The 12,430-nt window shown below is 63.7% G+C and carries 13 protein-coding genes; 7 read left to right on the top strand and 6 right to left on the bottom strand.

Annotated features, from left to right (window positions below):
• The first annotated feature begins 652 nt into the window (after positions 1–652).
• Positions 653–3,142: a UvrD-helicase domain-containing protein gene (locus tag RCO24_RS04195; protein ID WP_308960144.1), complete on the top strand. Its 2,490-nt coding sequence runs from the start codon at positions 653–655 to the stop codon at positions 3,140–3,142.
• A gap of 43 nt (positions 3,143–3,185) precedes the next feature.
• Here RCO24_RS04195 and RCO24_RS04190 read toward each other — a convergent pair whose 3' ends face one another.
• Together RCO24_RS04190 and RCO24_RS04185 are read right to left on the bottom strand one after the other, a co-directional pair.
• Positions 3,186–3,401 carry a hypothetical protein gene (locus tag RCO24_RS04190; RefSeq protein WP_308960143.1) on the bottom strand — a complete coding sequence of 72 codons (216 nt, stop codon included), beginning with the start codon at positions 3,399–3,401 and terminating at the stop codon, positions 3,186–3,188.
• 120 nt (positions 3,402–3,521) lie between these two features.
• Positions 3,522–4,199 (bottom strand): protein-L-isoaspartate(D-aspartate) O-methyltransferase, encoded by a 678-nt coding sequence (locus tag RCO24_RS04185; protein WP_308960142.1) that lies wholly within the window; start codon positions 4,197–4,199, stop codon positions 3,522–3,524.
• Positions 4,200–4,433: 234 nt separating this feature from the next.
• Here RCO24_RS04185 and RCO24_RS04180 point away from each other — a divergent pair, with 234 nt between their 5' ends.
• The 5 genes from RCO24_RS04180 (at position 4,434) to RCO24_RS04160 (ending at position 8,103) form a co-directional block, all read left to right on the top strand.
• Positions 4,434–5,000 (top strand): polymer-forming cytoskeletal protein, encoded by a 567-nt coding sequence (locus tag RCO24_RS04180; protein WP_308960141.1) that lies wholly within the window; start codon positions 4,434–4,436, stop codon positions 4,998–5,000.
• Positions 5,001–5,087: 87 nt separating this feature from the next.
• Positions 5,088–5,954: a 23S rRNA (adenine(2030)-N(6))-methyltransferase RlmJ gene (locus RCO24_RS04175; protein WP_308960140.1), complete on the top strand. Its 867-nt coding sequence runs from the start codon at positions 5,088–5,090 to the stop codon at positions 5,952–5,954.
• Positions 5,955–6,190: 236 nt separating this feature from the next.
• The gene (locus RCO24_RS04170) at positions 6,191–6,406 is read left to right on the top strand and encodes a cold-shock protein (protein ID WP_308960139.1); all 216 of its coding nucleotides are present in this window, start codon (positions 6,191–6,193) and stop codon (positions 6,404–6,406) included.
• A 174-nt stretch (positions 6,407–6,580) separates the two neighbouring features.
• Positions 6,581–6,907 (top strand): hypothetical protein, encoded by a 327-nt coding sequence (locus RCO24_RS04165; RefSeq protein ID WP_308960138.1) that lies wholly within the window; start codon positions 6,581–6,583, stop codon positions 6,905–6,907.
• Positions 6,908–7,221: 314 nt separating this feature from the next.
• Positions 7,222–8,103: a hypothetical protein gene (locus RCO24_RS04160; RefSeq protein ID WP_308960137.1), complete on the top strand. Its 882-nt coding sequence runs from the start codon at positions 7,222–7,224 to the stop codon at positions 8,101–8,103.
• Between the two features lie 190 nt (positions 8,104–8,293).
• Here the strand turns inward: RCO24_RS04160 and RCO24_RS04155 are convergent, their stop codons facing one another.
• The 4 genes from RCO24_RS04155 to chpT all read right to left on the bottom strand — a co-directional run bounded on the left by RCO24_RS04155 (position 8,294) and on the right by chpT (position 11,143).
• Positions 8,294–9,091, bottom strand: a complete 798-nt coding sequence (locus tag RCO24_RS04155) for an ABC transporter permease (RefSeq protein ID WP_308960136.1) — start codon at positions 9,089–9,091, stop codon at positions 8,294–8,296.
• Positions 9,088–9,711, bottom strand: coding sequence for an ATP-binding cassette domain-containing protein (locus RCO24_RS04150; RefSeq protein ID WP_308960135.1), 624 nt, complete (start codon positions 9,709–9,711; stop codon positions 9,088–9,090). Before RCO24_RS04150 ends, RCO24_RS04155 begins: the two co-directional genes overlap by 4 nt.
• A 160-nt stretch (positions 9,712–9,871) precedes the next feature.
• The gene (locus tag RCO24_RS04145) at positions 9,872–10,240 is read right to left on the bottom strand and encodes a response regulator (RefSeq protein WP_308960134.1); all 369 of its coding nucleotides are present in this window, start codon (positions 10,238–10,240) and stop codon (positions 9,872–9,874) included.
• A gap of 255 nt (positions 10,241–10,495) precedes the next feature.
• A complete protein-coding gene (chpT, locus tag RCO24_RS04140; protein WP_308960133.1) occupies positions 10,496–11,143 on the bottom strand; it encodes a histidine phosphotransferase ChpT in 648 nt (215 codons plus the stop codon).
• A 361-nt stretch (positions 11,144–11,504) separates the two neighbouring features.
• Between chpT and cysQ the strand changes: the two genes are divergently transcribed.
• Positions 11,505–12,332 (top strand): 3'(2'),5'-bisphosphate nucleotidase CysQ, encoded by an 828-nt coding sequence (gene cysQ / locus RCO24_RS04135; protein ID WP_308960132.1) that lies wholly within the window; start codon positions 11,505–11,507, stop codon positions 12,330–12,332.
• Positions 12,333–12,430 lie beyond the last annotated feature (98 nt).

Genomic DNA, 12,430 nt, shown 5'->3' with positions numbered 1-12,430 from the left:
CACGCCTGTGGGATGGCCGCAGGCCCTTCGTTCTTCGCGTGAACGCATGGGAACAGCCCCCTTCGAGCAGCCGCTGCCGGGCAGCAGCAGCCAAGGGAGCCGATCCAGAACAAGGCCTTCGCATCGCGCGAGGGCCGAAGCATGCGTCAGCATAGCCTAACACTGATGACAAGTGTGACCCCCAATTGGGGCATTTTCCTGGGGAGTATCCTGCCTCTAGGTCGTTTTCCGTTCGTACGTGGCACGGCGCGCCGTAGAAACAGCAGGGAAGAAGGTCATCCGGCCCGGGCCGCCGACAAGGCGCAGGGGGGATGGCATCGGGCAGGCCGATCGCATTCGACAGCGTGTCTCACTCGTGGAAAGCCCGGAACGTCCTATATTTTTTGTCTGGGCCGGCTTGTCACGATGCCGGGCAACGGCGCCGGGCCATGATCACGACACGCTCCAGGGCGAAAGCCGTGGCTTACGAATTTGATTCGGGCCGCGTTTCCGTTCAAGGGAGCGTCGGGCTCTGGGTCTCATGAAATCTGGGCCTCATGAAAGAAGCGCCCGGCCACGTGCTATAGGTTCCAACCCGGCTTGCCTGCTGGCGGCCCCCAAGATCTGCAAACAAGATCCGCGAACGAGATCGCGAAGCTCCACGACGAGAGATATGCCGCACGACGACAAACATCGCGAAGACGACGACGGCGACCTTCCGCCGTTCGATCTCCCCGTAGCGCCCGAGGCCGCGCGAGACCGCCGGTCCATTTCCGAGCGCGCGCGGGCGGCGGCCATGCCTCCGTACCTCAACGGGCTCAACGCCGAGCAGCGGGCCGCGGTCGAGGCTCTGGATGGCCCGGTCCTGGTGCTAGCGGGCGCGGGAACCGGAAAAACCCGCGTCCTGACGACCCGTATCGCCCACATCCTGGCCACTGGCCGCGCCATGGGACATCAGATCCTGGCCGTCACCTTCACCAACAAGGCCGCCCGCGAGATGAAACACCGCATCGGCGGCTTGGTCGGCGGCGCGGTCGAGGCGATGCCATGGCTCGGCACGTTCCATTCGATCGGCGTCAAGATCCTGCGCCGCCACGCCGAGTTGGTCGATCTCAAATCCGGCTTCACGATCCTCGATACGGATGATCAGCTCCGGCTTCTGAAGCAGGTCATCGAGGCCGAGGGGCTGGACAAGGACCGCTGGCCGGCCCGGCAGCTTGCCGGCCTCATCGACAGTTGGAAGAACCGCGGTTTGACCCCCTCGAAGGTGCCAGCCGGTGAAGCGTTTGGATTTGCCGGCGGCAAGGGTGCGCATCTTTATGCGGCTTACCAGAAGCGCCTGAAGGAGTTGAACGCGGCCGACTTCGGCGATCTGCTGCTCGAAACGCTGCGCCTGTTCCTCGAAAATCCGGATGTGCTCGCCGACTACCACCGCCGGTTCCGCTACATCCTGGTCGACGAGTACCAGGACACCAACGTCGCCCAGTATATGTGGCTGCGTCTGCTCGCTAAGGGCTCCGACAACGTCTGCTGCGTCGGCGACGACGATCAATCCATCTACGGCTGGCGCGGCGCCGAGGTCGACAACATCCTCCGTTTCGAGAAGGACTTCCCCGGCGCCCAAATCGTCCGGTTGGAGCGTAATTACCGCTCGACCGGCCACATTCTCTCGGCCGCTTCCGGCCTCATCGCGCGCAACAAGGGCCGTCTCGGCAAGACGCTCTTCACCGACGGCGAGAAGGGCGACAAGGTCGCCGTCATGGGCGTCTGGGACGACGAGGAGGAGGCCCGCGCCATCACGCGCGACATCGAGGAGCTGCGCAAGGACGGCCACAAGCTGAACCAGATCGCGATCCTCGTACGCGCCTCGTTTCAGATGCGCGCATTCGAAGACCGCTTCGTCACCACTGGCGTACCGTATCGCGTGATCGGCGGCCCGCGCTTCTATGAGCGCGCCGAGGTGAAGGACGCGCTCGCCTATCTGGAGGTGGTGCATAACCCCGCCAATGATTTGAAGTTCGAGCGCATCGTCAACGTGCCGAAGCGCGGATTGGGTGACAGCAGCGTGGAGCGCATTCATGCGCTGGCCCGCGCCCGCGCTGTTCCGCTTTATCGCGCCGCCCGCGAGATCATCGAAACCGAAGAGCTGCCCGGAAAGGCCCGCAAGTCCCTGTCGGACCTCGTGCGCCTGTTCGAGCGCTGGCGCGGCCTCGTCGATACCATGAAGCACACCGAGCTTGCGGAGTTGGTGCTCGACGAAAGCGGCTACACCGCGCACTGGCAGGCCGACAAGAGCCCCCAGGCGCAGTCGCGCCTCGAAAACCTGAAGGAACTTGTGCGCTTCATGCACGAGTTCGAAACGCTGGAATCTTTCCTCGAGCACGTCACGCTGGTGATGGACGCCGAGCAGGGTGACGACGGCGATCGCGTCAGCCTGATGACGCTGCACGCCGCCAAGGGGCTTGAGTTCGACACCGTGTTCCTGCCCGGCTGGGAGGAGGGGCTGTTTCCGCACCAGCGCTCGCTCGATGAAAGCGGCGAGAAGGGCCTCGAGGAAGAGCGCCGGCTGGCCTATGTGGGCATCACCCGCGCCCGCCGTCTCGCCAAGGTTTCGTTTGCGCAGAACCGCCGCACGCGCGGTCTCTATCAGTCGGCGATCCCGTCGCGCTTCGTCGACGATCTGCCCGAGGGCGATACCGAGGTCCAGGAAACCAAGAGCCCGTTCGGCGGGGCTTACCAGAACTTCGGCAATCCGTTCGAGAGCGGCCGCAACCCTTACGGCAAGAGCCGCTTCGATGACGCAAGCCCTCGCTTTGGCGCGAGCTACGACACGCCCGGCTGGCAGCGGGCCCAGTCCTATGAAAAAACCAAGTCTTACGAAAAAACGAAGACGTACGAGCAGTCGCAAAACAGCAACTGGTCGCGTGACGCAGACCGGCAGCGCCAGGCCAATATGCGCCCACTGCGCCCGGCGATCACCATCGAAGGCCAGCTGATCGCGTCGTCGTCCGCGGAAGGTGCCGGCTACAGTGTCGGCAATCGCGTGCGCCACCAGAAATTCGGTCCCGGTACCGTGACCGAGGTGGACGGCAATAAGCTGACGATCGAGTTCGATCACGCGGGCAAGAAGCGCGTTGTGGATAGCTTCGTCGCCCGCATCTGATAGGGGGCAGGCGCAAAACGAGGTGCGCGAGCAAGCAGGAACCTCAGCCTGCCGTCACTTTCGTCACGTAATGGCAAGGCCGGTACTTGCGCGTTTCGACGAGAATGCGCGTGCCGGCCGGCAGCGGCGGTTGCCCGCGCGTATCGAGAAACACGACAAGCCCGCTGTCGGTCACCAGTTCGGCCGTGCTGGTCGCCCAGGCACGCACCGTGCCTTTGAAGGTGTGTATTCCCGGCTCGAACCTGTCGAGATCGTCCATTCCGTCGTCTCCCTAGTCACCCGCCCGCGCCGGCCGAGGCAGAGCTGCCCATGTTCGCTCCGCCGGCCCCGAACCTGCAATCTCGCCATCGAACCCGCAATAAGGCTTAAGTCGTTAATCCTAAGCCGTGTCTTGTCGCGTCAGCGGAACAAAGCACACGGGAATGATTTCTCTCAAGACGATCGATTGATCGCGCTTCTTTTCGACAAGAATGAGTTGCTGCGAGATGCCGCCGACGGGAACGATCAGCCGCCCCCCGGGCGCGAGCTGCGCGATCAGCGGCTCCGGGATCTCGGGCGGCGCAGCTGTCACGATAATGGCATCGAACGGGGCGTCCTCCGGCCAGCCGAGATAGCCGTCGCCGGTCCGGGCAACGATATTCGAGAATCCGAGCTGCTGCAGCAGCCGTCCCGATCTCGCGGCGAGAGGCGCACACAACTCGATGGTGAACACCTGTGCGACGAGACGGGAAAGGATGGCGGTTTGGTAGCCCGATCCCGTTCCGACCTCGAGCACCTTGTCGTCGGGATCGAGATCGAGCAGATCGGTCATCAGCGCAACGATGAACGGCTGGGAGATCGTTTGCTGGTAGCCGATCGCGGCGGGCCGGTTGAGATAGGCTTCCGATAGATGCTCGGGCGGCACGAACAGGTGTCGCGGCACGTCTCTCAGCGCGGCGATGACCCGCGGCGACAGGACACTGCGCCCGACCCACGGCACCATGTCGACCATGCGCTGCTCGACCTCGCGCACCATGGCTTCGCGCGCGGCCGTCATGTTCTCGTCCATCGCCGTCATGAGGGCTGCTGCCTCCAGGACCTGGTCGCGATTGTCGTTGCACGAAATGTTCGCGCTTCGCCCAATTCATAGTCGCAAATTCGAACGGGCGCATGTCGGTGCCGGCATGTCGCCAGCCTGTCGATGCGCCGCGCGCAATTATCTCATGTCCCGCGCGCCTCTGACATGAATTCGACGAACTCGGGCCGCATGAAGGCCATGTGCGGATTACGTTTAGCGTCAGGGAGAGTGAGCATGGTATTCAGTCGCAAGCCCGAGTCCGTTCCGGCCGAGCCCCCCGCACCGCAGCTGCGCCGGATGGATCGCGGCAACGGCGTCGAGAAGCAGCATTTGTACGCCGTCGAGGCCGCAGGAGCGGCCACCCAGTCCGTTATCGGCAACGATCTGTCGATCGAAGGACAAACCATCACCATTCGTTGCAAAGGTTCGCTGAAGGTGCTCGGCAACATTCAGGCCGATCTGCACAGCCGCCAGCTTGAGGTCGGCAAGGAAGCGATCATCCAGGGTGCGATCGCCGCCGAGACGGTCGACGTGTTCGGCCGCGTCAACGGCGCGATCATGGGCACCCACGTGGTGCTGCATGCCGGTGCCGAGGTCGAGGGCGACATTCACAGCCACCTCCTGTCGATCGAGCAGGGCGCAGCCTTTGACGGCCGCTCGCGTCGGGTCAAGGATCCGGCCGAGATCGCCCCGCAACTCGAAAAGCCGGCGACTGCGGCGTCGTATGCATCCTACAGCGAGCAGCCCCGCGCCGCCGGAACCCCGCCGGCCGTCCCATCTCACATTCATTCGAACGGCTGAGCCGGAAGGTCCACACCGGCCCTCGGACTATGCTACCAAGCACCGGGAGACGCGGCCGCGCGTCTCCCGGATCGCTTTGGGCTCCTCATGAACTATCGCCACATCTATCACGCCGGAAACTTCGCCGATGTGCTGAAGCACGCGGTGCTCGCGCTCGTCGTCGAACACCTGAAGCTCAAGGACCAGCCGTTCCGCGTCATCGATACCCACGCCGGTATCGGCGTTTATGATCTCGCGAGCGAAGAGGCGCAGAAGACCGGCGAATGGCGCGACGGCATCCGTCGCGTGCTCGCCGATACCCCGCCAGCCGAGATTGCCGCGATCCTCGCGCCGTATCTGGAAGTCGTGCGGGCGGAAAACGCCGGCCGCGACGAAGTCGTCCGCTATCCGGGCAGTCCGCTGGTCGCGCGTCGGCTGATGCGCCGGGGCGATGTGCTGGTCGTGAACGAAGCCCATCCCGAGGATGCCGCGAGCCTCAAGGCGCTGTTCGCCAAGGATGCCTCCGTCAAGACGCTCGCCATCGACGGATGGACGGCGCTGAAAGCGCTGCTGCCGCCGAAGGAACGGCGCGGCGTCGTTCTCATCGATCCGCCATTCGAGGAGCCGGGTGAATTCCGCCGTCTCGTTGAGGCGCTCGCCGCTGCTCATCGCCGGTTTGCGACCGGAACGGTGATCCTCTGGTACCCGATCAAGGATGTTAAAATCACGCGTGCCTTCGCGCGCGATGCGGCAGCTCTCGGCATTCCGAAGCTTCTCTCGGCGGAACTGTTCGTGCGCGCGCCGCGCGCCGAGGGTGAGCTGCCGGGTACCGGCCTGCTTATTCTCAATCCGCCCTTTACGCTCGAAGAGAAACTGCGCGCTCTTCTTCCTTATCTCGCGCGCACGCTGGCCCGCGGCACGGGTGCGGAAAGCCATCTCGCTTGGCTCGTGGGCGAGCGCATAACATCCTCGTGAAGCTTCTGCATTTCCTGCTCCCTCGGGAGACGCCGAGGGTTGCGCCGGGCGGCGGCATTCGGAATACTTAAGGTCCGAGTGCTTGCCGAGACTGAAGTGGACGAAGCAGGATCGTGCTGTTGAACGTGATGGCGTTACGCAATCGTCGAAGGTAATCGCGCCGAATGGCCGGCGCGAGCTTGCCCGCTCTCTCGCCGGTCTCCCCCCGATGTCATGCGGGCATCTGGAGAAGCGAAATGCGGCAAATCGGAACCGTGAAGTTCTACAACGATCAGAAGGGCTACGGATTCATCACGCCGGACGACGGCGGCAAGGATGTCTTCGTGCATGTGAGCGCGATCGAGCGGTCCGGCATTGCGCACCTGGGTGAGGGCACCCGCATTTCCTTCGACACCGAGCCGGACACGCGCGGAAAAGGCCCAAAAGCCGTGAACTTGCAGCAAGCTGGTTGAGGTGAGTTGTCGCGAGGCAACGAGAATCCAAAAAACGGTGTCTCCCTTCTCTTTCCTGTGAATGACGGATGGGCAGCGTGCGCCAAGTGGGGCAGAGTCCCTCGGGTTCTGCTACGGGCCGGTTCTCTGCCACGGGCAAGAACTGCCGCGTTCTAAATTCCAGGGAGAAAATCGATGCACAAAGCTATGCGTTCGATGATGGCGCTGGGGGCCGTCGCGGGCCTCGCTTTCTCGGCCGGTGTGGCCGAGGCCAAGACCTGCTTCAAGAAGGGTGCGATCGGCGAGGCGGGAAGCCAGCAAGACGCGAAGCTGCAGGTTGATGAAGCGCTTCTTCAGGCAGTCGATTGGGGCGCCTGGGCCGCGTGGATGGGTTCGAACAACAAGGTCGGCGCAGCCGCAAATCTGCCGGGCTATACCTACGGTCCGCGCTCTTACAGCTGCAAGCAGGGTGGCTCCTGGGGCTGGACCTGCCGTGGTTCGGCCACGATCTGCAAGCTTTGAGCAGTCCAGCCGGGTTCGATCGAATCTGGCATGGCGAAATTGCACACCGCGCGCCCCGCAAGGGCACGCGGTGTTTTTTTACTGAGGTGCGCGTTCTGGGCGACACCCCGTCATGATGTGAGCATGGGCCTTGTTCTCGCCTGATATTGGCGGGAAATTTACCACCATGGGCCGAGCGGGCGCGCGGCCGCTAACCCTTTTTCGCAATTAGTCAAAGCTGCGCATAATGTTGCCAACCGGTCTAGGCATGGTGGGCTGACACAGCTATAGCAGCATGAAGACCAAACGTTTTTCGACCGTTACGGAGAAACTTGATGGGTTTCGCTTCCAAGTTCACCCTGGCCACCGTTCTGACCGGTGCACTCGCCTTCGCTCATCCCGCCATGGCGGGCTGCAAGCGCATGGGCTTCACGGTCAACGATTATGGCAAGGAAGGCCCGACGCGAGACGCCAAGGACCTGCTCGACAAGCATATTGCCACCTGGGCCGCCGAGCAGGGCATCGAGAAGTTCTCGGTCGGCAAAAAGGACGTGAGCTGTGAGCTTTTCCTGAACATGATCGTGTTCGACGAGCACACCTGCACCGCCTCCGCGACAGTGTGCTGGGGCGCCGAGACGCAGAAGCAGCAGGACGCCAAGGCCAACAACAAATCGACGGCGCCTGCCAAGAAGGAAGCCGCCGCGAAGTCTCCTGAGAAGGTCGAGAAGAAGGAAGAAAAGTCTTCCACGACCGCAGCGACCGAGTCCAAGCCTGCCGAAAAGCCGAGCGAGGAAAAGGCCGCCGAAGCCAAGTCCGAGCCGACCGCGGCACCGGCCGCTCCGGTCGAGACCGGCACGATCCCGGTTCCCCCCGCCGCCGCCGCAACGGCCGAAGCCGCCGGCGCCGCGACGTCTTCCGCCGAGGCAGTCAAGGTCGAGCCAGTCAAGGCCGACGTGAGCACGCCGACGCCCGCTGCTGAGGTGGATGCGGCTCACAAGGCCAGCGCTGCTGCTGCCGAAGCCGCTGCCGCCGCTGCAGAGCGTGCCGCCGCCGCCGCCGAACGCGCCGCACTGGCCGCCGAGCGCGCCGCTGCTGCGATCGCCGACCGCCCGGCGTCCGTTCCGTCTCCGGTCGTTGAAAACCCGTCGGCTCCAAATAGCCCGGCCGCGGAAGCGTCGGCCTCCGCGCCGGTCGCACCCGTTACGCCGTCGCCCTAGACCATGATCGCTTCAGGCCCTACCAGCCTGAAGCGTGAATCATCGGTCTCATCAAGAGGCGAGAGCGTGATTGCGATTCAAAGCAATCATGCTCTAAGCGAGGATCTCCGGATTACGGAAATGCATTTATCGGGCGCCCTCCAGCGATGGATGGCGCCCGAAACTTTTTTGGGCCGCTGAGGCTAGAGCATTAGCGCTGGACCAGCCGGTCGATCCGCAGTCGGTGGCGCTCATCGGTGAGCAGAAGCACCGAGCCGAGCCCCGCCGCCAGCACCGCCACACCGGTCGCGCCCGAGATCAGGAACATGATCATCACCTGATACTTTGCCGCCGAAACCGGATCGATGCCGGCCAGGATCTGCCCGGTCATCATGCCGGGCAGCGAAACGACGCCGGTGGTCGCCATCGCGGTCAGGATCGGCATGAGCCCGGTCGTGAGCGCGCGCCTGAGAACGATGTCGAACGCTTCAAAGCGGCCGGCGCCGAGCGCGAGGCGCGCCTCGATGGCCGGACGCTCGCGCACCGCCGCGTTGGTCATGAAGTCGAGCACCAGCGTCGTGCCCGAGAGGGCGTTGCCGAGCATCATGCCGAAGATCGGCAGCACATAGCGCGGCGCATACCAGGGATCGGGGCCGATCACGGCAATGGCCGCAAACATCGTCGCGACCAGGCCGGCGAAGAACGGCGCTCCGGTCCCAAGCAGGATCCCGATCGGCCCGGCGACTCTCCGCTCCTGCCGAGAGACCACCTCGTAGGCGGCGGCCGCGGTCATGAACAGGCCGAACAGAACCGTCCACAGTGGCGAGTCGAGCGAGAAGATGAGTTTGAGCGCCAGCGCCACCAGCGAAAGCTGCACCACCATGCGCACGGCCGAAATGGCGAGCGTGCGCTCGAGGCCGAGCTGATACCAGATCGAGACGGCCCCGTTGGCAATCAGCAGGATGGCGGCGAGCGCGAGATCGGAAAGCTCGAGCGGAATATAGCTCATGGCGGCGGCATCCTCGTCGATCGGGCCGGACGCTCGGTCGGGGCGAGCTGAAGCCGAGCGTGCGAGAGACGTCCGATCATCGCCGGATCATGGCTCGCGATCAGGATGCTCCGCCCGGCGAGAAGTTGAAAACGAAGCAGCTCCTCGACGAGCGCGGCCGAGCCGACGTCGAGTGCGCCGGTTGGCTCGTCGAGAAGCAGCACCTTGGGCTCGTCCGCGAGCGCACGCACCAGCGCAATCCGTTGCCGTTCGCCGGTCGACAGCATGCTGATCGGTCGCTCCAGAACGTCCTCGTCCAGTCCGACCGCGGCGAGCAGTCGGAAGACGCGCGCCTCGAGAGAGGAGATATTCGGAAAGCTGTCCCGCGGTGTATCGGACCACCAGCCAGGCTCGGCCGCCGCATAGCGCACCGCTTTGCGCCAGTCGGCAGCGGACATTTCACGGCGCTCGACGCCATCGAGAAACAGTTGCGCATCGATCGGATCGAGGTCGGCGATAGCGCGTAGTATCCGGGTTTTTCCGGAGCCTGGCGGGCCTTCCACCGCAAGGCACTCGCCGTCCGATACCGAGAACGAGAGGGCGGGAAGCGAACCGACTTTGAGATGCTCGACGCGCAGCAAGGGAAGTCTCGATCGTCAGCGTGAGGGGGCGCGCTTTAGGTGCGCGGCACAGAAAGCCCGGAACTCGAAACGGGAGGCGCCCGACGAGGTTGGCGATAAGTACACGATGCGGCGGGGGCTGGGAAGCTTGCGCTTGAACCGGGAGCGGTCGGTAGCAGGTTTAGGCCGCAAGCCCGGTGTTGCTGATCGTCTCGACGAACGAGCCTTCATCGAACGGCTTCATGAGGTAGGTGTCGGCTCCCGCCGCGAACGCGCGCGAGATGTCGGACGGGTCGTTCTCGGTGGTCGCGTAGATGATCAGCGGTCTGTGGGCGGTTCCGGCGAAGCGCAGCGCGGAGAGAAATTCGACCGTTGTCTTGCCGGGGAGGCGTGCATCCAGAATGACGGCGTCGATGGTCTTGTCACGGCAGAGGCCGAGCGCCGGATCGGCGGAATCCGCCTCAAGCACCTCGAAAGAAAGCTTTTCGAGGTAGTGCCGGGCGACCTTGCGGATGATCTCGGATTGATCTGCGATCAGGCACCGCTTCATGGACGTCGAGACTCCGATCCTCGAATGGAGATAGCAGGAGAGGCGCTGAGGCGCGGCGTGATCGAACGATACGCAACTCGAGCGTTGGTCCTATAGTCATTTGTGCTTTAAAGGAGTTAACGACTGGTTGAGGACGCGGTCCGGAAAAGGACAGGCCGGGACGGCCCAACGTCCTGATCGTCAGGCATGCTTTCGCATTGCCATGACGGAGCACCGTTACGGGCTTAGAAAGTAAACAGCAGCGAACGGATCGATTTAACCGAGCGCGGAAAGCAGGATGTCTGCGCCATCCTTCACGATGGCCAGAGACATCCCGGCCGACTGCGCCAGCCGCCACGTGTAGTAGGCCTGGATGGTCATGGCATCGAGCGGCGGCACGCCTTCGCCCGATATGAACTCGCCGAGATGCTGGGGGGCCCGCGCGCCCGTTCCCCGGCAGCGGAGCACGAAGTTCGGAGCCTCCAGGGTGCCCGACATCAGCACTTCGATGTCGCCGCCGCGCGGCAGCGCCGTTACCGCGACGGCGATCAGGTTGAGCAGCAGCTTGACCTTGTCCTTGGTCATGTGTCCGGGGAGGCCTTGCCAAGCCAGCTTGTGCTTGCCCTGGCCGATGAAGCCGCGGGAGATCTGCTCGGCGGTTCCGAGATCGATCAGCGAACCGGCCGAGCCGGCCGCCCCAAAGGCAAAACGCGCGAACTGCAGTCGCGCCGAGGCCTGCTCGGTCACGTTGCGGATGACGCTCATCGCGTAGTTCTTGGCTTCCGCGTCGTCGTCCTCGCTCAGGATTTCGAGGCCATTGTAGATGGCGCCGACAGGGCCGATCACGTCATGGCAGATCTTGCTCGAGATCAACGCGGCGAGTTCGAGATCCGTGGGATGGACGCGCTGAGAAACCTCGGTCATGGAAATGCCCCCTGACGAACAATCTGCTATCGGCAGGCGCCGCACGTCGCGGCATCGGCCCGCCTTCTGAATAAGCCTCGCGCATCACCCTGGGGGTGATTGATCTTCTATTTGTCGCGTCTGGAGGCTCTCGTTCCAGATCTGCGGCTACGCGCGCCCGATTGTTTCGTGTCGCGCAAAAAGATCACGCGTCGCAATTACGACATGTGTTCTGATACACGCCACCCGCTGATCTGCAAAGGCTGGCAGCCTGCCCACCGACAAGCCCCCGAATTTTGGGCGATGAATGAGCCTTGACGGCCACGCCGGGTTAGGTCGAATCCATAATCGAGAGAAAAAATGCGAATCGGGGCCCTGTCCGATGCGGACGTTTGATTTCCCGGCGCTGGCCGAGCGTTTGCTGCCGTCGGTCCTCACAGCCGGCGCTGCCCAGATGCGCCTCTACGAGAGCGGGACCGCCGTGGAGGAAAAGGCCGATTCCTCTCCCGTCACCGCAGCCGATCGCGAAGCCGAAGCCATTCTTCTGGATGGGCTTTGGACCGCGGCGCGCGGCATTCCGGTCGTCGCCGAGGAAAGCATGTCGCTCGGTGTTGCCCCGCCGCGGGGCACAACGTTCTTTCTCGTCGATCCGCTTGACGGCACGCGAGAGTTCGTGGAACGGCGCGGTGAATTCACGATCAATGTCGGCCTGGTCGTCGGCAAAACGCCGGTCTTCGGGTTAATCTATGCGCCGGTCCTCGGCGCCCTCTACGTCACCCTCGGAAAGGGCAAGGCTGTCGAAGCCTACATCCCTCCGGGCCGTACCGACGTAAGCCTCTCGGATTGTCCGCTTCGAGAGCTCAAGACCCGCACGCCGAACATCGACGCATTGACCGTTCTCGAAAGCCGCTCGCATCGCACGACGCAGATCGAAGCCTTTCTCGCCGATTATTCTATTGCCGAAGTGAAGCGCGCGGGCTCGTCGCTCAAGTTCTGCCTGATCGCGCGCGGCGACGCGGATTTTTACGTTCGTCTCGGCCCGACCAGGGAATGGGACACGGCGTCCGGACAAGCGATCCTTGAGGCGGCGGGCGGATGCGTCACGACCCTTGCAGGTCATCCGCTGGTCTACGGCAACGGCGAGGACTCCTACTACAATCCCAACTTCATCGCCTGGGGCCGCACGCCGATCGCGCCGCGCCGGCAATAAAATCCTCGGCGCGCGAATTCGCGAGTCATCTCGCGCACTTGCTTGAATCCGCTATCGTTCTGCCGCCTTTGCGCAGCTTCGCGGCCACACTTTGGTAA

The organism is Hyphomicrobium sp. LHD-15, assembly GCF_031157355.1.
Taxonomy (GTDB): Bacteria; Pseudomonadota; Alphaproteobacteria; order Rhizobiales; family Hyphomicrobiaceae; genus Hyphomicrobium_C.
Note: the sequence above shows the minus strand (reverse complement) of the source record. Positions and strands in the feature narration are given on the sequence as shown.

Bases quoted from the DNA above. Each gene is read 5' to 3' on its own strand.
- RCO24_RS04190 (WP_308960143.1), bottom strand. From the start codon at position 3,401: ATGGACGATCTCGACAGGTTCGAGCCGGGAATACACACCTTCAAAGGC.
- RCO24_RS04145 (WP_308960134.1), bottom strand. From the start codon at position 10,240: ATGAAGCGGTGCCTGATCGCAGATCAATCCGAGATCATCCGCAAGGTC.
- RCO24_RS04160 (WP_308960137.1), top strand. From the start codon at position 7,222: ATGGGTTTCGCTTCCAAGTTCACCCTGGCCACCGTTCTGACCGGTGCA.
- RCO24_RS04195 (WP_308960144.1), top strand. From the start codon at position 653: ATGCCGCACGACGACAAACATCGCGAAGACGACGACGGCGACCTTCCG.
- chpT (WP_308960133.1), bottom strand. From the start codon at position 11,143: ATGACCGAGGTTTCTCAGCGCGTCCATCCCACGGATCTCGAACTCGCC.
- RCO24_RS04185 (WP_308960142.1), bottom strand. From the start codon at position 4,199: ATGACGGCGATGGACGAGAACATGACGGCCGCGCGCGAAGCCATGGTG.
- RCO24_RS04175 (WP_308960140.1), top strand. From the start codon at position 5,088: ATGAACTATCGCCACATCTATCACGCCGGAAACTTCGCCGATGTGCTG.
- cysQ (WP_308960132.1), top strand. From the start codon at position 11,505: ATGCGGACGTTTGATTTCCCGGCGCTGGCCGAGCGTTTGCTGCCGTCG.
- RCO24_RS04170 (WP_308960139.1), top strand. From the start codon at position 6,191: ATGCGGCAAATCGGAACCGTGAAGTTCTACAACGATCAGAAGGGCTAC.
- RCO24_RS04165 (WP_308960138.1), top strand. From the start codon at position 6,581: ATGCACAAAGCTATGCGTTCGATGATGGCGCTGGGGGCCGTCGCGGGC.
- RCO24_RS04155 (WP_308960136.1), bottom strand. From the start codon at position 9,091: ATGAGCTATATTCCGCTCGAGCTTTCCGATCTCGCGCTCGCCGCCATC.
- RCO24_RS04180 (WP_308960141.1), top strand. From the start codon at position 4,434: ATGGTATTCAGTCGCAAGCCCGAGTCCGTTCCGGCCGAGCCCCCCGCA.